This is a genomic window from Bradyrhizobium sp. 62 (genome assembly GCF_023073035.1).
Lineage (GTDB): Bacteria > Pseudomonadota > Alphaproteobacteria > Rhizobiales > Xanthobacteraceae > Bradyrhizobium.
Genome location: NZ_JADPIT010000015.1, coordinates 558,505 through 574,981, shown reverse-complemented (window position 1 = coordinate 574,981; position 16,477 = coordinate 558,505). Strand labels below are relative to the sequence as shown.

Genomic DNA, 16,477 nt, shown 5'->3' with positions numbered 1-16,477 from the left:
TCCGGAACGCCCAGTTTTAGGAACACGGCTTCTGCACTCCCGTTGGCCCACTCAACCAACCAGGAGTTTGAGATGAAGAAGTTCATCATTGCGACCGCCGCCCTCGGCCTCATGTGCGGCTCTGCCTTTGCCCAGACCCAGACCGGCCCCGCCGCGCAGTCGGACAACATGCAGAAGCCCGGCATGAACAACACGGACAAGGGCACGATGACGAGGGGCACGACGGGCATGAGCCATGACGGCACGAGCAAGGGCGGAATGGTGAGGCCCGACGCCTCCGGCCAGGGCGGCTCCGGCCCCGGCAGCGACCAGGGCGGCACCAAGACCCGCAGCAACATGAAGTAAGCCGGTTTCCTGTATCGCTTGCCTCTTGGCCGCGTCGCTTTCCAAAAGGCGGCGCGGCCATTTCATAACGGGTCCCCGATGGAAACCTGTCGCCCGAAGCCGCGTTGTCCAACGCACTGCCGGGTGACAACCGGACGCAATGGGGATGTTGGACGCGGCGCATTTTTCCGGTTTCTGCCCGCGACATCAACGCATCGGTACGCGCTGACAACTAACCTGTTCCCGGCAAGTGCACTCTTACAAAGTGCACCCTCAATACTGCACTCCTCACATAGGTGCGCGCACCGGAACGGTCAGGTCTCGCGCGAGTTGACCTATTACCAGGACAAGGAGATCGTCATGAGCGTTGAAGGTAAAGTGAAGGAAGGCGCCGGGTTCATCAAGGAAGAGATGAACGAACACGGCAAGTCCCCTGAGAGCCAGAAGAAAGCCCAGGAAGGTCGCGACTTGCGCAACGAAGGCCGGATCGAAGATGGCAAGCCGCCGAAGACGACGAAGCCCGGCACCGGTCACTAGACCGCGTTTCGAAAACCCCGTTTGCTAAAAAACCGCCCCTGGTCATGTCAGGGGCGGTTTTTCACGTTCATGACCAGGCGATATGTGACCATGCGATCTTTCGGTGGTGCAATCCTCCAACGATAGCGGACGTCTCGAACCATGCAGCGCGATGGTGGTAGAACGCTCCGGCTGTTGTATGGTCGGACGTTTCTTACGAGGGGCTGATGAAGATTGCCATTGTTGTCGCCGGCGTGATCGTTGTTGCCGCGGCCGTTCTCGTGGCGGTCCAGCCGAGCTTTCTGAAGCCTGCGTCACTGGCACTCGTGCAGAAGTCCGACATCCTCGGCTTTTCGCCCGGCATGACATTCGACGAGACCAACAAGCTCATCACGCAACGTCGCTACCGCTGCCGTCAGCTTCGCGATTCCTACGTCCTCGAATGCGCAGTCGACGGCGCCAAGGTCACGATCTTTGCCGACGACGTCGACCCCAAGAATCCGGACCCCAAACATCCCATCTGGCGCGTCAACGCGGAGTTGAGCAATCCGGGCCCCCAAGACGCTGCCGTCAAATCGATATCCGACCAGTTCAACGCCCAGCCAACCGGGGATGCCCGGGAGGGATGGATATGGACCGTCGGGCGTGGGCTGAAGCTGAGCTACGACGGCGCCGCCTTGAAGCTGGTGGACGAGGCAGAGGAAATCAGGCGGGGCAAGCAGGAAGCAAAGCGCTAGGGAGTGCTCCTGTGGTCGTGCCTTGGAGGAAGGGCACAGCAATCAATCCGCCTCAGATGCATGCCTCACCCTAACGCATCCGACACCCATTCTATCGCATCCGCGCAACTGTTCCTTAATGGGTTTCTCGCCTAAATTGCACTATTCTGGAATGAACGTGGCGAGGCTTGGTGCGAATCTTCGCGGGTGTACAGGCGATGCGCGGCGTCGCTGCGCTGTCGGTGGTCTGCGGACACGCGATCAGTGCGCGACCCGACATGGTCGGGCCGGAGCTTGCCGAGGGTGCGCTGACGATACTTGCGAGCGGCGTCGACATCTTTTTCGTGATCTCCGGCTTCATCATCGCGACCACCGCGACGGCACAACACAACCCGCTGGATTTCGCTTTCAGACGGGCCCTCCGAATTTTTCCGCTCTATTGGCTGGTGTTGCTGGCGGCGTTTGTCAGCTCCTCCTGGATCGCGCTGGCGCCGGGCGGCCGACCCGCTCTCGATCTCGGAACCATCTTCGCATGGACCTATCCGAACTGGTACCTTGGCCCAGCCTGGTCGCTGGCTTTCGAACTGCACTTCTACGTCGCCGTCGCCATCGTCCTGGCGATCAAGCCGGACCGGCTGTTCGAGATCTTGTTCGCTGGATTCGCCCTGGTCATTCTTGCTCTCGTCTTCGGCCTGGAGGCCGGGATCTACTTTCATCCGCTGGTGCTGGAATTCGGTGCCGGCGTTGTCATCGCCTATCTCCAGAGAAGCGGACGATTGCGCTTTTCGCGCCACTTCCCCGCCGTTTCCGCGGGCCTGTTCGCGGCCGGGTGGTACTGGATTTTCGTGCGCGGCGCGGCCGACCCGCAATTCGCGCGCGTCCTGACCTATGGCCTCGGCGCGGGATTGCTGATCCATACCGTGGTCGCTGTCGAGATCGAAGGACGCTCCTTCTCACCGGTGCTGCAATGGCTCGGCAAGATCTCGTACGCGTTGTATATCGTCCATTATCTGGTGGTGAAATGGATCGCCAGCTTCGACGGACTGTGGCTTCTGTCGACCGTCGGGACAATCATCGCGGGCATCCTGCTCTCCATCGGTCTCGCCGCCGCCTTGCACGTCGCCGTTGAGGCACCGATCCTCGATTGGGGGCGCAAGCTAAGTCTGATGCGCAGACGCCGATCGCTGCCGGCCGTTCCGTGATCATCTCCCGACGCTGATCCGGGCAAAGTGCGCCCCTGGCTGCGTCAGGGGCCGGCCACGAACAAATAAGGAACAAAAAGCATCAGTCGGCATTGAGCCTGAAAAGGAGAGATCGCCGTGACTGACAACAAGATGGCTGGCAACACCGCAGGCAACACCCAAAAGGATCCGAAGGATTGGGTCTCCGGGGACGACCCGATGACCGGCGCCCAGGAATCCTACCTCAAGACCCTCGCCGAGCAGGCCCACAAGCCCCTCCCCAAGGAGGATCTGACCAAGGCAGAGGCGTCAGAGCTGATCGACACGATGCGGCAGAAGGCCGGGCTCGAGAAGTAAACGGCGCTGCATTTCGAAACCCGAAAGATGGGCGGCGGCTGACAGGGAGGCCGCCCATCGCCGCCTCTCACGAAGCGCCAATTCACCCCCATCATCGCCGGCGAGCGCGGTCCTCTGCGGCAGGTTCGCGGCCAGACAGCTAATCGCTTTCGACGACCCTCACAGCCAGCTCAGCGACCGCACGCCGGCCGGCGGCGACGAGGCCGTCGATCTCGCGTGTCTCGTGCTTGGCGCAGTGGATGATCCGTTCGGCGACATACCGGCGCGCGGTGTAGGCTTCCATCACCTCAGGCATCATCTCGCTGACGCGCTCCAGCGCCCTGTCCATGTGCGACAGCGTTCGTTCGTTGAACTCCTCCAAAAGCAACATCACCTGTCCTCAATCTCATAATGAATACGGCTAGTGTGTTGGCGGGCGGACGCCGATCGAGGCATGCACGCTCCGTCCCGCGAGACGGGAGAGCCTGACTCCACCGATGATCTGAAGTGCCGCCAATACTGGAGAATTGCAGGCGTTCGGCCAACGCGGCATTCACAAACGTTAAGCGTGATGCGTTTCGTTGGCACCTGCGGCGTCAGTGCACTGTCCCGTAAGGTAGCCGTCGGTGCTTGCGAACAGCACCGCGATCACGCAGTTAACTGCGTGTCACCGTAATGCGTAATTCCCGACGCATAGGCCAAGATCTGACCCCACGGTCATTGCCAGATCACTTCGGCAGACCGCGAATTGCCAGCTTGACGACTGTAAGGACAACGAAGGCGGGCGCGCCGTAAACGATTGCATTCACGGCCCAAGTGATGGCGACGCCCAGGAAAACGGAACTGCCAACCGCTCCCCAGAAAAGGTAGGCTGCGGATATGCCCGGCATCTCCCATGCCATCACAGCGATGGAGTAGTCGGTGAGCTGCTCCATGACGAGCAGCACCGTCGAGACGAGCGCCCCGATTGCCAGTGCGACGATGAGAACGGATTTCATTGTGTTCAAAGGCCCAACAGCCCCATCAAGATCGGAATCATAAAATAAGCTGCCAAGCCGAGGAGGCCTCCTACGGCAAGCTTCACCCAACGCCGTTGGATTTTCGGCTCGAGCCATGTCGCCAGTTTGACCCAGAGCGCATACGCCCATCCAGCAACAATCGAGCGGATCAGTGCAAACAGAAGCTCACCTAGGATATTGGCCATGGCCGTTAGTCGCGTCATTGCCGCGAGGAGTTCATCTGCGAGCGGCTACACAAGCCTGTCCACCCGTGAGTGAGGTGGCCAATTCTGCGGTTTGCGTCACCGTTCTGACGGCCCGGTTCGCGCTGTGGGGCGCTTCGCGTGAAGGGGCTCGTGGTCTAGCGCTTGAGCACTGCCATCGCAATTCATGCCCTTAGTTCGCTCGCTCGGCGCGGCGTCGTGACTGCTGACATCAGGGTGGCAGCAGCGGTGTGCGACGAGCCCCGCGATGCCGCTCAAATCTGCGGTCAACCAAAGGACATGCCATGAAGTTCGCCTCCACTCGCCTGATCGCCACCGACATCAAAAGCATGGTTTCGTTCTACGAAACGATCACCGGAGTTTCCGCCGAATGGCTCGCGCCGGTGTTCGCCAAGATCGTGACGCCGGGCGCCAACCTGGCAATCGGCGCAGCCGAGACGGTCGCGCTCTGGAAAGAAAACAGTGCCGAGCCCGGCGCCAATCGGACCGCCGTGATCGAGTTTCAGGTTGAAGACATCGATGCGGATTATGAGCGCCTGAAAGATAAGGTCACGCTGGTGCACGAGCTGAAAACGATGCCATGGGGCAACAAGACGTTCCAGTTTCGTGACCCCGAAGGCACCGCAGTATCGCTCTTCATGCCGCCGGCCGAGCAGGCCGGAAAGCGCCTCGCGACGCAATAGGCCGCGGCAGCAGACCGCCCCGCACACACTGCCAATGGCGCGTGGGCGCCACTGGATTTACGGTGAAAGTGCATTGAAATTTCGCCGGCTGATTTACTTCATCAGCCGGCTTCGCCCTCATGCACATGTGCACCCGCCCCCTGCCCCTCCTCGGATTTTCCTGCTATCTCCTACTCCCCTCGGCTCGGCCGAACCAAAAACCCTCCATCCACCCAGGGAGCAACAACCATGCGATACCTCCACACCATGCTGCGCGTGCGCAATCTCGATGTCGCGCTGAAGTTTTACCAGGATGCGCTGGGGCTGAAGGAGGTGCGGCGGATCGAGAACGACAAGGGGCGTTTCACGCTGGTGTTCCTGTGCTCGTCGGACGATCTCGAGGCGCTGAAGAAGCAGCCGCAGACGCGCGGCGCGCCGCTGGTCGAGCTCACCTGGAATTGGGACGGGGAAAAATACGGCGAGGACCGCTTCTTCGGCCATCTCGCCTATGAGGTCGACGATATCTACGCCACCTGCGAGAAGCTGATGAAGGCCGGCGTCACCATCAACCGGCCGCCGCGCGACGGCAACATGGCCTTCGTCCGCTCGCCGGATCTGCACTCGATCGAGATCTTGCAGAAGGGCGACCCGAAGCCGCCGCAGGAGCCGTGGTCGTCGATGCCCAACATCGGCCATTGGTAGAGCCTTTCCGCGGGAACCAGCCCCTGCCCTAAGCGTTCTCTCTTCGACAATGCAATTGGAGGAGGACACGATGGGACGCGGAATTTTGTTGTGGATGCTGGGTGTGCCGATCCCGGTGATCATCTTGCTGTGGCTGTTCTTCGGCCGCTGATCGCCTGACCAGCTTGACCTTGCAATGAAAGCTCCGCCTCGGGCGGAGCTTTTTGCATGCGGACCTTTGGCATGAGAGGATCGGCGCAATCAAGCGTCGCTCGCCGCAGTGAATTCCGCTATTACCCGCGCCGAAAGAAACGCCTGGGGAGGATGATGTGCCGGACCAAAAACTGACGATCTGGGGCCGCGCCAATTCGGTCAACGTGCAGAAGGTGCTGTGGTGCCTCACCGAGCTCGGCCTGGCTTACGAGCGCATCGACGCCGGCATGGCTTTCGGCAAGACCCGCGAGGCCGACTATCTCGCGATGAACCCCAATGCGCGGATCCCGACGCTGGTCGAGGGCGACTTCACGCTGTGGGAGTCCAATTCGATCATGCGCTATCTCTGCCTCGCGCACGGGCGCGGCACGCCGATCTATCCCGAGGCGCCGAAGCTGCGCGCCAGCGTCGACCGCTGGCTCGACTGGACGCTGTCGATGGTGCAGCCGGTCGACCGCCCGGTGTTCTGGGGCCTCGTGCGCACGCCGCTTGCCGAGCGCGACATGATCCAGCTGCAGAAGGATGCGGATGCCGCCGCCGAGGTCTGGGCCATCGCCGACCGTCTGCTCTCCACGCGTCCGTTCATGGACGGCGATGCATTCACCCTCGCCGACATCGCGATCGGCGCCTATGCGCGGCGCTGGCGCGGCGTCGAGGGCATCACCCGGCCCGCGCAGCCGCATCTGACGCGCTGGCTCGACGATCTCGGCAAACGGCCCGGTTTTGCGCAATTTGTGGCACCGCCGATGTCGTGAGCGGTGACGCCGCTTAAACCTCGTTGAGAGCACGATGAATCGGCACTTCGCCGCGTGCCGCCGGAAGGTGGCGGCTACTGTGCATGGGGTTGTTTTCGCGTTTTTTTGTTTAGGGCCAACCGCGCTCGAAAAGCAGCACGCAGAAAATCAGCACGAGCGTCACGGCCGCGGTGGCGAGCCGCGCGGTCCAGCTCAGGCCGCGGCCGATCCACCACAGCAGCGCGCAATACATCACGAACGGGACGATGATTTCGGGCCGCATGATATCCGGTGGCATCGAGGTCAGCGCCTGATCGTGGTCTCGACGCTGATCGAGCCGCCGATCTTGACGCAGGTGCCGGTGCTCTCGACCAGATGGAAGCCGCGGCCATAGGCGGCGCAGGAGCCCGCTTTCGCGCTCCCGCCGGCACCCTTGAGCGGCAAGGCCTTGCCGGCCTGTGGACGCTCCGCAGGCGGCAGACGCAAGGCTTCCGCCGCGGCCGCGGACATGGTCAGCAACGAGATCAGGATGAGGAGCGGCGCACGCATGCGGGCCGTTCTAACCCGAACCGGCGCCGCGCGCCATCGAGGTCACTTTGCCCGGGGTCAGATGAACTTGATGCCGGCCGATTTGCCGCGGCGCCATACCACCTGGCAGCTCCGCCCGGTCCGCGCATCGCGCGCGAACGCCATCCGGATCACGCCCGGAAGCTGGCTCGCATCCTCGTCCAGCGTGATCTTGGCGCCCGTGGCGGAGATGTCCTGGACCAGGCATTGCCGCGCCGCGAATCCGCCCTCGAGCGTGATCCAGGCATGCTGCGACAGCGACTTGCGGGCTGCGCGCTTCTTGGGCGGTGGCATCGGCTCAAATTCTCCCCCTCCAGCGCTAGCTCAGGGAACCTAAGAAACCGTTGAATTCGCCCCGAATGATCCGGCGGAGGATGCTATCCACCGGTGCCAAAAGACCGTTCCCGAACGGCTTGCCCAGGGCGCCAAAGGCCATTATAGGTTCGCCCGCTGCAGCCGCCGGGCATGACTCGGGCGGCCAGCGGCCGTGCCGCGAAAAGCGGCGGGGCCCTGGGTTTGCTCCCTTCGTCTATCGGTTAGGACGCCACCCTTTCACGGTGGAGAGAGCGGTTCGATTCCGCTAGGGAGCGCCATTATCCGGGCGTTTTGGATGACGCGGCGATATCTGCGGCCCCCGCATGAACCTCCCTGCCCCTCGGCTCCGACCAATGTCCAGATGGAACCGGATGCAGGCCCATGGCGCAGGAGAAATCTCCCTCGGACGACCAGGCCGGGATTGCCTCGCCGGCGCCGCCGCCATGGATCCACCGCACGGCAGCCTACGCGCCGGAGCGCCGCGCTAGAATGCTCGAGCACATGGCGCGCGCCAGGTCGCTGCCTCGCGCCACGGCTGCACCGGAGCCGTCGCAGGCGGCCGGCACGACCATCGTCAGTGACGCTTTCGGCTACGCCGTCCTGTTCGGCATGGTCGCGCTCCTGTTTCAGTCGCGCGTCCCGCTCTACCTCGGCGCCTTCCTCTTCTTCACCGATGGCGAGCGCATCGAACTCGCTCTTGGAAAGATCGGCATCCGTCTCGAGCCCGGCACGATCGGTCCCGGCATCATCAAGGGCTTCGTATCGCTGTTCGGATGGTTCGCGCTGCTGGCATCGCTGAAGGCGTCCGTTCCCGCGTGGCTCGCGGCATGGATGCTGCCGGATGCATCATGGTCCTTCCTCGCCGGCATCGCTCTCTTGTTCGTCATCGTCGAAGCATTCGCAACGCGCGCGATGCGGCATGCATTGCCGTGGTTCGGATTAGAGCGCGGACCCGGCAGCCAGACCTGCGCGACGATCAAGCTCGTCATGGCCATTGGCGTGCTGGCGCTGCTGGTGCTGCTCGGATGACGCAATCGTGAGATCGCGGGCCTGCTAATCGCGGCGCTATGCCGCCCATCCCGACCCGCGCGTTTACCAAAAATTTACCCCTGCTCGTGAGCGCCGGTATCATTTGCTTAGAATTTGATTGCTACCGTGGAATTACGGAAAACCTCCGCAACACGATTGGCGCCCATGTCCGTCGCAGAGTTCCTCAGACAGCGTGCCGTGCAAGTCACCGTGAGTGGCAGCTACTCGCTGCCGCGTTGGTACGATTGCGAGGGCAAGCTCCGTACCTTCGCCTGCCGCACCAGCCGCGTTTCACCGTTCCGCATGATGGTCGACGTTCCCGTGGTCGGGAAGGTCGGCGAGCGCGTGACCTCCTACTTCCAGGACTTTGGGGAATTCCAGTGCACCATCAGCGCGACGCTGAAATCGGGCTTCCTGATGGAGCTCGACATGACGCGGGCCCGGCGCGCCTGGATGTCGGAAAAGCTGACCTGGCTCGAGAAGAAGCAGAAGGACGCCAGCGTCCAGGAGCTGCGGAATGACGCGCGCTTCGTTCCGCAGGTCGCGCACACCTTCCTGACGCTCGCCGACGGCAGCACCCATGCCTGCTTCATCATCGACGTCTCCACGGCCGGTGTTGCGATATCCTGCGAGTACGATCCGCCAGTGGGAACTCCGCTTGCGGTCGGCGCTTGCGTCGGGCGCGTGATCCGCAAATTCGAAAACGGGTTCGCGGTCAAATTCGCGGAAAAGCAGTCGCGGGATGACGTCGTCCGGCTGATCGTCCGCACGCCCATGCTGCAATCGGCCTGATCCTCGCGCCGCGCCGCCCTATCGCAGCCCCATTCCGGGGTCAGCTTTTGAAGGTCCGCGGCTCTTGCCGGGCATCATCTGCAGACTTGCGATCGGGGGACCGAATGGCAGTCGAGAAAATCACAGTCGAAAAGATCACCTGGGACAGGGTCGGCCGGGTCACCGAGCCCGGACGCTACATGTACACCTTCGGCTGGCTCACCATCACCGCCGGCGATCTCGACATCTGGAAGCAATACCCGCAGGCCGCGTTCACGCTGATGGCGCAGCATTCCGAGCCGGACGCGTCCATCGGCGAGGAATTCCATCTCGGCGCCTTCGACGTCGCGCCCGACGCACCGCCGCCGTTCACCACGCATTGAGTCAAAGCGGGCTTGGGAGCGGCGGCCCTTGCAGATAGCACAGGCCGCGGCGGGAACGCGTGGCACGGGCGTTGCTTTATCATTGCCATGACTCCCATCCCCACTCACATCCCTGCCGTCGACCAGGCCTTTCTGCTGTTGCTCATCGTGCTCTGTCTCGGCGCGTGCCTCATACGCGCCTTTTGGGAGCTGGAGCAGATCCGGGCACACCGGATCTCGTCACCCTCTCGTGCAACGAAGCGTGACTAGGCCGGCTTGCCAAGCCATGCCTCGCCCGGAGGGGCTATCCCGGTTCTGGACTTGCCGCGGCGACACGTTCATCGTGAATCGAAGAAACCTGCACATTGCCTTGATCTAACTTACCAATCACGATCCGACGACGGGCGCGCGACCGTTGTCAGGGATGACGAGGTGGTTCTGTCATGCGATTGATTGCACTCCATATTCTACACTTCGGCGACCGTCTTGATGAACGCAGGCTGTCACGCTTGTTAAGAGACGCGACAGCAAGCGCATGACAGAAGGTCGCATCGGACGATGTGGATAAGCGGATCAAGGGAACCTATTTTCGGCGCCGATGTACCTGATTGAAGCGTTACCCACCGTCATCGGAACGGCCGCCATTGCCCCGGCGCTGCTGATGCTGTGGCTTGTCATCGCCGCCGAGGAACGCCCGGGACCGCCGGCCCAGGTCTGGACCGCGTTCCTGCTCGGCGCGGCCAGCATTTCGCTGCTGGGCCTAGCCCGCGCCCCTTTCGCCAAAATGGTCGCGGCCCCGGACAACCTCTGGGCGGCGCTGGCCATGCATTCGATCTTCGGAGTCGCGCTGCCCGAGGAAGCGGTCAAGGTGATCGCCATCGTGCTGGTCGCCTCGACCAAGCGGCGGACCTTCGCCAATCCGATGGACACCGTGGTCTATGGCGCCGCGGTCGGCTTGGGCTTCGCCGCCTACGAGAACCTCGCCTATCTGGTCCAGCACGCCGAGATGTGGCGCTCGCTGGCCGCCTTGCGCAGCGTGCTGACGGTGCCGTTCCACGGCGCGCTCGGCATTATCGCCGGCGCTTATCTGACTATCGCGCGCGCCGGCACGGCGCTGGGTGCGAACCGCCATCATCGCGACTGGGCCCGTCTCTCCAGCCGCCTGCTGATCTTCGCAGGCCCGCTCGCCCTGCATTCGGCCTTCGACTTCCCGCTGCTCACACTCCAGCGCATGCCGGATCTGGATCCGACGCTGCGGATGTGGTTGGGCGGCGCGAGCCTGCTGATCGGCTTCAGCTCGATCGCCTTCGCCATCCGACTGGTACGGCGCGTCGCGCGCCATCACGCACCCCGAACCGACGTCGCGCGGGAGCGCCTCAGCCAGCTCCGCCGGATGTGGGCGCTGCTGCTGGCCGGTGGCGGCGTCGGGTTTCTCGGGCTCGCCTTCGTGCTGACCTCGATCCATCACTGGCTCATCAACCCCGAGCGCAATCTGACGCTGGCCCTGATCCCGATCGGCCTGGTCTCGATCCTGCTCGGCCTCGCACTTCTGATCGTCACGACCGCGATCTATGTTCTCGGCCGCAACCGCATCCGCACCAGCGGCGAAGGTTTTTCGTCGGCGCACGGCGGCGGCTGAACCGCGGGATGGCAAGCGCGGTGTGCGCGTACTAGACTAGATCGAGCACACACGTCTCGATCCGGAGCCTGCCCATGACATCGCCTGAGGATCTTTCCCGGCTGCAATCCGCCTTGAGCCGGAGGGTCAAGGCGCATTGGAAGGCCTTCCTGTTCGAAGGCATCCTGCTTTCCGTGCTCGGCGTAGCCGCGCTGATCCTGCCGCCGCTCGCAAGCCTTGCGATTGCGATCTTCCTGGGCTGGATGTTCTTGATCAGCGGCATCGGCGGATTGATCGCCACCTATTGGGCACGCAGCACGCCGGGCTTCTGGTGGTCGCTGATCTCGGCCGCGCTCGCCGTGCTCGCAGGCATGCTGCTGCTGGCGCGGCCGATGCAGGCCGTGCTGACGCTGACCATCGTGCTCGGCGCCTATTTCCTCGCCGAAGGCGTCGCCACCATCATGTACGCACTGGAGCATCGTCGCGAGCCGGGCGGCCGCTGGTCGTGGCTCCTGATCTCGGGCCTCGTCGACATCGCGATCTCGTTCATGGTGATCACGGGATTGCCGAGCTCGGCGGAATGGGCGATCGGCATCCTCGTCGGGATCAACCTGCTGTTCGGCGGCGCCACGCTGATCGGCATGGCGCTGGCGGCACGCAAAAGCAACAGTTGAGGCGCCCCGTGGCCGTCACGTCCATTCGGGGGGTGACAAGCCGCCGCCCCCGCGCTATATGACTGGCCATGATCACCGCCACCACCAGCTTCTATTGGTATTTTAGCTACGACAGCTCGCTGGCGGTGGGAGGATCACGCTCAATCTGACAAATTGCAGCATCTAGTCCGAACAAGCCGCCAGACCTGGCGGCTTTTTTATTGGCCGGCAGGTTCTCAAAATGACAGGAGCCCGCCGTGCTGAGCACGACCGACGATCTTCGTATCCGCGAACTGAAAGAGCTGAGCACGCCGGAAGAGGTGATGCGGGAAGTCCCACGCACGCTCACGGCGACGCGCGTGGTGATGGCGGCACGCAACGCCATCCATGCAATCCTCAATGGCCAGGACGACCGGCTTCTGGTCGTGGTCGGCCCGTGCTCGGTGCATGATCCCAGGGCCGCACTCGACTACGCCGAGCACCTCGCGAGCTTGCGCGAAGAGCTTGCCGACCAGCTCGAGATCGTGATGCGGGTCTATTTCGAGAAGCCGCGGACCACGGTCGGCTGGAAAGGCCTGATCAACGATCCTGATCTGGACGGCAGCTTCGACATCAACAAGGGCCTGCGTCTGGCGCGCAACGTGCTCTCGGCGGTGAATAATCTCGGCCTGCCCGCCGGCACCGAATTCCTCGACATGACCACGCCGCAATACATTGCGGACCTCGTGTCCTGGGCCGCGATCGGCGCGCGCACGACCGAAAGCCAGATCCATCGCGAGCTGGCCTCGGGGCTCTCCTGCCCGGTCGGGTTCAAGAACGGCACCGACGGCAATGTGCGCATCGCGGCGGACGCGGTGAAGTCGGCCTCGAATCCCCATCATTTCATGGCGGTGACCAAGCTCGGCCGCTCGGCGATCGCCTCAACCGCGGGCAACGAGGATTGTCACATCATCCTGCGCGGCGGCAGCACGCCGAATTACGATGCGGCGAGCGTCGCAGCGGCCTGCAACGATCTGGCGAAAGCGAACGTCGCACCGCTCGTGATGGTCGATGCGAGCCACGCCAATTCGAGCAAGAAGCCGGAAAACCAGCCGCGTGTGACAGCCGACATCGCCGGCCAGATTTCCGGCGGCGAGAACCGCATCATGGGGGTGATGGTCGAGAGCAATCTGGTCGCCGGGCGCCAGGACGTGGTGCCGGGCAAGCCGCTCACCTATGGCCAGAGCATCACGGACGGATGCATCGACTGGGCGACCACGGCAACCGTGCTCAAGCAGCTCGCTGACGCGGTCGAGATCCGGCGCAACACCAAGCGCGCTGGGCTGCACGAGCGCTCCGCCTGACCGAACGATCGCGGGCGGGGTGAGGCTGTCGCACCCTGCCCGCTTTCCACGGCGCCTAGCAGCCGCGGCAGATGCTCTTGATCTTCTTGTCGAGCGCCTGATTTTCCTTGCTGAGGGGATCGTTCGGGTCGCTCAGGTTCTTCTCGTTTGGCACGTCGCCGACGCGCGGCTGCCGATGGCCCACGGGCGCAGGCGGCAAAGAACCCGCCGATTGTCCCGAGGTCGTCGATCCCTTGCTTCCCGTCTGCGCGAAGCCGGCGCTGCCGAACACCGTCAGAAGCGACAGTGCCAAAATGATGCTTCTCATTTTACCTCTCCATTTCTCAAGCCGGCATCTTCAGGTCTCGGGCGGATAGACATGAATGTCGCCGCAATAATCCACGATACGATAGCGCGTTTCCGATGCCGCATCACCCGCATCAGGTGCGGTATTTTGCATCGGCACCAAGTAATTCGGCCCCACCGGCGACTTGCCGGCGCCGCCGGGAATGTCGATGACATAGTCGGGCTGACACAGTCCGGACACCCGTCCGCGCAGCTGCCGCATCAAATCCTGCCCCTCGGCGAGCGTCGTTCGCAGATGCGCCGTGCCGGGCGCGAGATCGCCGTGATGCAGATAATAGGGCTTGATCCGGCATTCGACGAAAGCTCGCATCAAATCCGACAGAGCGGTCAAATTGTCATTGACGCCGCGCAAAAGCACGGACTGGCTTACCATGGGGATTCCGGCATCGACCAGCCGCGCGCAGGCGGCACGCGCCGGCCCTGTCAGTTCGCGCGCATGGTTGGCATGCAGCGCTACCCAGGTGGTGGCGCCTTCGGCCTTGAGCGCCGCGACCATCTCGTCACTGATGCGCGCGGGATCGGCCACCGGCACGCGGGTATGAAGGCGGATGATCTTGACGTGATCGATGTCGGCAATATCCGCCATGATCTCGCTCATCCGCCGCGGCGACAACATCAGGGGATCGCCCCCGGTCAGGATCACCTCCCAGATCTCGCCGTGCGAGCGGATGTAGTCGATCGCCGCGCGATAGGCGGCGTCCGAGAGCGCGCTCTCCTTGCCGGGTCCGACCATCTCGCGGCGGAAGCAGAAGCGGCAATAGACCGCACAGACGTGAACGAGCTTGAACAGCACGCGGTCGGGGTAGCGATGCACGATCCCGGGAACCGGCGAGTGCGGATGATCGCCGATTGGATCTGCGTTCTCGCCCGGTTGCATCTCCAGCTCCGCGGCCGTCGGAACGAATTGCCGCGCGATGGGATCGTCGGGATCGGACCTGTCGATCAGATCGACCAGCGCGGGGGTGATCGCAACTGCGTAACGCGCGGCAACACGTTCGAGCGCCGGCAGCGCTTCGGCTGATACCAGCTGCTCGGCCACAAGTTCGGCCGGCTCGCGCAATGTGCGCGCAAGATTGCTCTTCATCATGTCTCGCTTAACGTTTCATTTGCAGGCGGCGTCCAGACCACCTGATCAATTCGCGATGCGCCGCTCGCCAGCATCACCAGCCGGTCGAAGCCGAGCGCGACGCCGCTTGCCTCCGGCATGGCCGCGACCGCGTCCAGAAAGTCCTCGTCCAGCGGATAGGCTTCGCCGTAGCGGCGTTGCTTCTCCGCCATCGATTGCGTGAAGCGCTTGCGCTGCTCGTCGGCGTCCGTCAGTTCGCCAAAGCCGTTGGCGAGCTCGACACCGCAGGCATAGACCTCGAACCGTTCGGCAACGCGAGGATCGCCCGCCTTCAAGCGCGCCAGTGCCGCCTCTGGAGAGGGGTATTCGAACAGAATGGTCAAACGCCCATGCCCCAGATGCGGCTCGACATGCTCGACCAGGACCTTGCTGAAGATGTCGGACCAGGTGTCATCCTCGGCGACGCGGACCTTGCCGGCAGCGGCCCGGGCGAGCGAGGCGCGGTCGCCCTCGCCGCCGGAAATGGTCGCAAGCAGGTCGATTCCCGCAAGCTGCTCGAAGGCGCCGGCCACCGTTACGAGCTCCGGCTCGGCGAAGGGATCGGCGGTCCGGCCGCGGAAGGCGAACGTGCCGATACCGGTCGCCTGGGCCGCGCGGGCGATGAGGACGACGCAATCGGCCATGATGGCGTCATAGGGGGCGTCTGCCCGGTACCATTCGAGCATGGTGAATTCGGGCAAATGCAGGTCGCCGCGCTCGCGGTCCCGGAACACCCGGGCGAACTCGAAAAGCCGGGTCTCTCCGGCCGCCAGCAGCTTCTTGCAGGCGAATTCCGGCGAAGTCCGCAAATATCGGCTCACACGGCTGCCGTCGGGTCGCATGATCTCGGTCCGGGGGGCATGCAGATGGGTTTCGTTGCCCGGAGAGATCTGGAGAACGGAGGTTTCGACCTCGATGAAGCCCTGCTCGGCGAAAAATCCCCGTAGAGCCCCTGTGATGGCCCCCCTGGCCTGAAGGAACGGCCGGCGGTCGAGATGCCGCGAGGGGGACCAGAACGGCGACATCGGCTTGTCCCCAGCCATTAGCCGACTGCTCCGTTGGCCAGCAAAACGCTGGCATCCAACGGCAAAACCAGTATGTTGCGGCCCGAAACGGGTGCCGCGGTCTGATTTGGGGCCCCAGGTCCCCCATCAATTTGACCACCTCCTGGCCCGAGCCGGGCCAAGCAAGCAGGAAATACAGCTTTGAGAGTCATCGCCAGTTCTATTCGCAAGGGCAACGTGATCGAGCAAGACGGCAAGCTATATGTCGTCGTGACCGCCGAGAACATCCATCCCGGCAAGGGCACCCCGGTCAGCCAGATCGAGATGCGCCGAATCTCGGACGGGGTAAAGATCTCCGAGCGCTACAAGACCACCGACCAGGTCGAGAAGGCCACGATCGAAGAACGCAACTTCACCTATCTCTATGAAGACGGTGATGGTTTCCACTTCATGAACCCTGAAACCTATGACCAGGTCCAGGTGTCGAAGGACGTCATCGGCGACGCCGCGGCCTATCTTCAGGAGAGCATGACGGTCAAATTGTCGACGCACGACGTCAATGTGGTGTCGATCGCGTTGCCGCAGCGCGTGACGCTCGAAGTGGTCGAGACCGAGCCCGTGACCAAGGGCCAGACCGCCTCCTCGTCCTACAAGCCCGCGATTTTGTCCAACGGCGTGCGCACCACCGTGCCGCCGCACATCGCCGTCGGCACCCGAATCGTCGTGATGACCGAAGACGGCTCCTACTCCGAGCGCGCCAAGGACTGACGGGGCCAAAGC

The 16,477-nt window shown here is 63.2% G+C and carries 24 protein-coding genes and 1 tRNA gene; 16 read left to right on the top strand and 9 right to left on the bottom strand.

Going from position 1 to position 16,477, the window contains the following annotated elements; genetic code table 11:
• Positions 1–72 precede the first annotated feature (72 nt).
• The 5 genes from IVB47_RS13150 to IVB47_RS13130 all read left to right on the top strand — a co-directional run bounded on the left by IVB47_RS13150 (position 73) and on the right by IVB47_RS13130 (position 3,094).
• Positions 73–345: a hypothetical protein gene (locus IVB47_RS13150; protein ID WP_027569928.1), complete on the top strand. Its 273-nt coding sequence runs from the start codon at positions 73–75 to the stop codon at positions 343–345.
• A gap of 309 nt (positions 346–654) precedes the next feature.
• Positions 655–861 (top strand): hypothetical protein, encoded by a 207-nt coding sequence (locus IVB47_RS13145; RefSeq protein ID WP_035962874.1) that lies wholly within the window; start codon positions 655–657, stop codon positions 859–861.
• Positions 862–1,067: 206 nt separating this feature from the next.
• Positions 1,068–1,577 carry a hypothetical protein gene (locus IVB47_RS13140; RefSeq protein WP_027569927.1) on the top strand — a complete coding sequence of 170 codons (510 nt, stop codon included), beginning with the start codon at positions 1,068–1,070 and terminating at the stop codon, positions 1,575–1,577.
• Between the two features lie 170 nt (positions 1,578–1,747).
• Positions 1,748–2,758 carry an acyltransferase gene (locus tag IVB47_RS13135; protein WP_155809978.1) on the top strand — a complete coding sequence of 337 codons (1,011 nt, stop codon included), beginning with the start codon at positions 1,748–1,750 and terminating at the stop codon, positions 2,756–2,758.
• Between the two features lie 132 nt (positions 2,759–2,890).
• Positions 2,891–3,094, top strand: a complete 204-nt coding sequence (locus IVB47_RS13130; protein ID WP_051462968.1) for a DUF3072 domain-containing protein — start codon at positions 2,891–2,893, stop codon at positions 3,092–3,094.
• Between the two features lie 139 nt (positions 3,095–3,233).
• On the opposite strand, the gene IVB47_RS13125 is transcribed toward IVB47_RS13130, so the two are convergent.
• The 3 genes from IVB47_RS13125 to IVB47_RS13115 form a co-directional block, all read right to left on the bottom strand.
• Complete coding sequence (locus tag IVB47_RS13125; protein WP_027569924.1) at positions 3,234–3,464, bottom strand: hypothetical protein; 231 nt, start codon at positions 3,462–3,464, stop codon at positions 3,234–3,236.
• Between the two features lie 337 nt (positions 3,465–3,801).
• Positions 3,802–4,071 carry a hypothetical protein gene (locus tag IVB47_RS13120; RefSeq protein WP_247286148.1) on the bottom strand — a complete coding sequence of 90 codons (270 nt, stop codon included), beginning with the start codon at positions 4,069–4,071 and terminating at the stop codon, positions 3,802–3,804.
• Between the two features lie 5 nt (positions 4,072–4,076).
• A complete protein-coding gene (locus tag IVB47_RS13115) occupies positions 4,077–4,277 on the bottom strand; it encodes a hypothetical protein (protein ID WP_027569923.1) in 201 nt (66 codons plus the stop codon).
• A gap of 302 nt (positions 4,278–4,579) precedes the next feature.
• Between IVB47_RS13115 and IVB47_RS13110 the strand changes: the two genes are divergently transcribed.
• From IVB47_RS13110 to IVB47_RS13100, 3 genes are all read left to right on the top strand, one after another.
• On the top strand, positions 4,580–4,978 hold the full coding sequence (locus IVB47_RS13110; protein ID WP_247462035.1) for a VOC family protein: 399 nt from the start codon (positions 4,580–4,582) through the stop codon (positions 4,976–4,978).
• Between the two features lie 228 nt (positions 4,979–5,206).
• The gene (locus tag IVB47_RS13105) at positions 5,207–5,659 is read left to right on the top strand and encodes a VOC family protein (RefSeq protein ID WP_247462033.1); all 453 of its coding nucleotides are present in this window, start codon (positions 5,207–5,209) and stop codon (positions 5,657–5,659) included.
• Between the two features lie 308 nt (positions 5,660–5,967).
• Positions 5,968–6,606 carry a glutathione S-transferase gene (locus IVB47_RS13100; protein ID WP_247462031.1) on the top strand — a complete coding sequence of 213 codons (639 nt, stop codon included), beginning with the start codon at positions 5,968–5,970 and terminating at the stop codon, positions 6,604–6,606.
• A 109-nt stretch (positions 6,607–6,715) separates the two neighbouring features.
• On the opposite strand, the gene IVB47_RS13095 is transcribed toward IVB47_RS13100, so the two are convergent.
• The 3 genes from IVB47_RS13095 to IVB47_RS13085 are packed head-to-tail and all read right to left on the bottom strand — an operon-like array spanning position 6,716 to position 7,446.
• A complete protein-coding gene (locus IVB47_RS13095) occupies positions 6,716–6,883 on the bottom strand; it encodes a hypothetical protein (protein ID WP_155809976.1) in 168 nt (55 codons plus the stop codon).
• Between the two features lie 5 nt (positions 6,884–6,888).
• The gene (locus tag IVB47_RS13090) at positions 6,889–7,134 is read right to left on the bottom strand and encodes a hypothetical protein (protein ID WP_247462030.1); all 246 of its coding nucleotides are present in this window, start codon (positions 7,132–7,134) and stop codon (positions 6,889–6,891) included.
• A 57-nt stretch (positions 7,135–7,191) separates the two neighbouring features.
• Positions 7,192–7,446, bottom strand: a complete 255-nt coding sequence (locus IVB47_RS13085; RefSeq protein WP_007610106.1) for a PilZ domain-containing protein — start codon at positions 7,444–7,446, stop codon at positions 7,192–7,194.
• A gap of 224 nt (positions 7,447–7,670) precedes the next feature.
• Between IVB47_RS13085 and IVB47_RS13080 the strand changes: the two genes are divergently transcribed.
• The 7 genes from IVB47_RS13080 to IVB47_RS13050 all read left to right on the top strand — a co-directional run bounded on the left by IVB47_RS13080 (position 7,671) and on the right by IVB47_RS13050 (position 13,243).
• Positions 7,671–7,745, top strand: a tRNA-Glu gene (locus IVB47_RS13080).
• 103 nt (positions 7,746–7,848) lie between these two features.
• Positions 7,849–8,496 carry a hypothetical protein gene (locus tag IVB47_RS13075; protein WP_247462028.1) on the top strand — a complete coding sequence of 216 codons (648 nt, stop codon included), beginning with the start codon at positions 7,849–7,851 and terminating at the stop codon, positions 8,494–8,496.
• A gap of 165 nt (positions 8,497–8,661) precedes the next feature.
• Positions 8,662–9,288 carry a pilus assembly protein PilZ gene (locus IVB47_RS13070; RefSeq protein ID WP_027569917.1) on the top strand — a complete coding sequence of 209 codons (627 nt, stop codon included), beginning with the start codon at positions 8,662–8,664 and terminating at the stop codon, positions 9,286–9,288.
• 104 nt (positions 9,289–9,392) lie between these two features.
• Complete coding sequence (locus tag IVB47_RS13065; RefSeq protein ID WP_027569916.1) at positions 9,393–9,650, top strand: hypothetical protein; 258 nt, start codon at positions 9,393–9,395, stop codon at positions 9,648–9,650.
• A gap of 577 nt (positions 9,651–10,227) precedes the next feature.
• Complete coding sequence (locus tag IVB47_RS13060; RefSeq protein ID WP_247462026.1) at positions 10,228–11,268, top strand: PrsW family glutamic-type intramembrane protease; 1,041 nt, start codon at positions 10,228–10,230, stop codon at positions 11,266–11,268.
• Positions 11,269–11,342: 74 nt separating this feature from the next.
• A complete protein-coding gene (locus IVB47_RS13055; RefSeq protein ID WP_027569914.1) occupies positions 11,343–11,921 on the top strand; it encodes an HdeD family acid-resistance protein in 579 nt (192 codons plus the stop codon).
• 236 nt (positions 11,922–12,157) lie between these two features.
• Positions 12,158–13,243, top strand: coding sequence for a 3-deoxy-7-phosphoheptulonate synthase (locus tag IVB47_RS13050; RefSeq protein WP_346730794.1), 1,086 nt, complete (start codon positions 12,158–12,160; stop codon positions 13,241–13,243).
• A gap of 55 nt (positions 13,244–13,298) precedes the next feature.
• On the opposite strand, the gene IVB47_RS13045 is transcribed toward IVB47_RS13050, so the two are convergent.
• Genes IVB47_RS13045 through epmA form a run of 3 tightly spaced genes read right to left on the bottom strand, consistent with a single transcriptional unit; the run spans position 13,299 to position 15,736 of the window.
• Positions 13,299–13,550, bottom strand: coding sequence for a hypothetical protein (locus IVB47_RS13045; protein WP_027569912.1), 252 nt, complete (start codon positions 13,548–13,550; stop codon positions 13,299–13,301).
• A 30-nt stretch (positions 13,551–13,580) separates the two neighbouring features.
• Positions 13,581–14,675: a lysine-2,3-aminomutase-like protein gene (locus IVB47_RS13040; RefSeq protein WP_247462024.1), complete on the bottom strand. Its 1,095-nt coding sequence runs from the start codon at positions 14,673–14,675 to the stop codon at positions 13,581–13,583.
• Entirely contained in the window at positions 14,672–15,736 is a 1,065-nt protein-coding gene (gene epmA / locus IVB47_RS13035; protein WP_247462022.1) for an EF-P lysine aminoacylase EpmA, read from the bottom strand. Before epmA ends, IVB47_RS13040 begins: the two co-directional genes overlap by 4 nt.
• A 162-nt stretch (positions 15,737–15,898) precedes the next feature.
• Between epmA and efp the strand changes: the two genes are divergently transcribed.
• Positions 15,899–16,465: an elongation factor P gene (gene efp / locus IVB47_RS13030; protein ID WP_027569909.1), complete on the top strand. Its 567-nt coding sequence runs from the start codon at positions 15,899–15,901 to the stop codon at positions 16,463–16,465.
• Positions 16,466–16,477 lie beyond the last annotated feature (12 nt).

What these genes read in the sequence shown, in the direction of transcription:
- IVB47_RS13095 (WP_155809976.1), bottom strand. Translation starts at nt 6,883, where the DNA reads ATGCCACCGGATATCATGCGGCCCGAAATCATCGTCCCGTTCGTGATG.
- IVB47_RS13150 (WP_027569928.1), top strand. Translation starts at nt 73, where the DNA reads ATGAAGAAGTTCATCATTGCGACCGCCGCCCTCGGCCTCATGTGCGGC.
- IVB47_RS13065 (WP_027569916.1), top strand. Translation starts at nt 9,393, where the DNA reads ATGGCAGTCGAGAAAATCACAGTCGAAAAGATCACCTGGGACAGGGTC.
- IVB47_RS13115 (WP_027569923.1), bottom strand. Translation starts at nt 4,277, where the DNA reads ATGGCCAATATCCTAGGTGAGCTTCTGTTTGCACTGATCCGCTCGATT.
- epmA (WP_247462022.1), bottom strand. Translation starts at nt 15,736, where the DNA reads ATGGCTGGGGACAAGCCGATGTCGCCGTTCTGGTCCCCCTCGCGGCAT.
- IVB47_RS13110 (WP_247462035.1), top strand. Translation starts at nt 4,580, where the DNA reads ATGAAGTTCGCCTCCACTCGCCTGATCGCCACCGACATCAAAAGCATG.
- IVB47_RS13125 (WP_027569924.1), bottom strand. Translation starts at nt 3,464, where the DNA reads ATGTTGCTTTTGGAGGAGTTCAACGAACGAACGCTGTCGCACATGGAC.
- IVB47_RS13060 (WP_247462026.1), top strand. Translation starts at nt 10,228, where the DNA reads ATGTACCTGATTGAAGCGTTACCCACCGTCATCGGAACGGCCGCCATT.
- IVB47_RS13040 (WP_247462024.1), bottom strand. Translation starts at nt 14,675, where the DNA reads ATGATGAAGAGCAATCTTGCGCGCACATTGCGCGAGCCGGCCGAACTT.
- IVB47_RS13130 (WP_051462968.1), top strand. Translation starts at nt 2,891, where the DNA reads ATGGCTGGCAACACCGCAGGCAACACCCAAAAGGATCCGAAGGATTGG.
- IVB47_RS13140 (WP_027569927.1), top strand. Translation starts at nt 1,068, where the DNA reads ATGAAGATTGCCATTGTTGTCGCCGGCGTGATCGTTGTTGCCGCGGCC.
- IVB47_RS13090 (WP_247462030.1), bottom strand. Translation starts at nt 7,134, where the DNA reads ATGCGTGCGCCGCTCCTCATCCTGATCTCGTTGCTGACCATGTCCGCG.
- IVB47_RS13085 (WP_007610106.1), bottom strand. Translation starts at nt 7,446, where the DNA reads ATGCCACCGCCCAAGAAGCGCGCAGCCCGCAAGTCGCTGTCGCAGCAT.
- IVB47_RS13075 (WP_247462028.1), top strand. Translation starts at nt 7,849, where the DNA reads ATGGCGCAGGAGAAATCTCCCTCGGACGACCAGGCCGGGATTGCCTCG.
- IVB47_RS13070 (WP_027569917.1), top strand. Translation starts at nt 8,662, where the DNA reads ATGTCCGTCGCAGAGTTCCTCAGACAGCGTGCCGTGCAAGTCACCGTG.
- IVB47_RS13055 (WP_027569914.1), top strand. Translation starts at nt 11,343, where the DNA reads ATGACATCGCCTGAGGATCTTTCCCGGCTGCAATCCGCCTTGAGCCGG.
- IVB47_RS13105 (WP_247462033.1), top strand. Translation starts at nt 5,207, where the DNA reads ATGCGATACCTCCACACCATGCTGCGCGTGCGCAATCTCGATGTCGCG.
- IVB47_RS13120 (WP_247286148.1), bottom strand. Translation starts at nt 4,071, where the DNA reads ATGAAATCCGTTCTCATCGTCGCACTGGCAATCGGGGCGCTCGTCTCG.
- IVB47_RS13045 (WP_027569912.1), bottom strand. Translation starts at nt 13,550, where the DNA reads ATGAGAAGCATCATTTTGGCACTGTCGCTTCTGACGGTGTTCGGCAGC.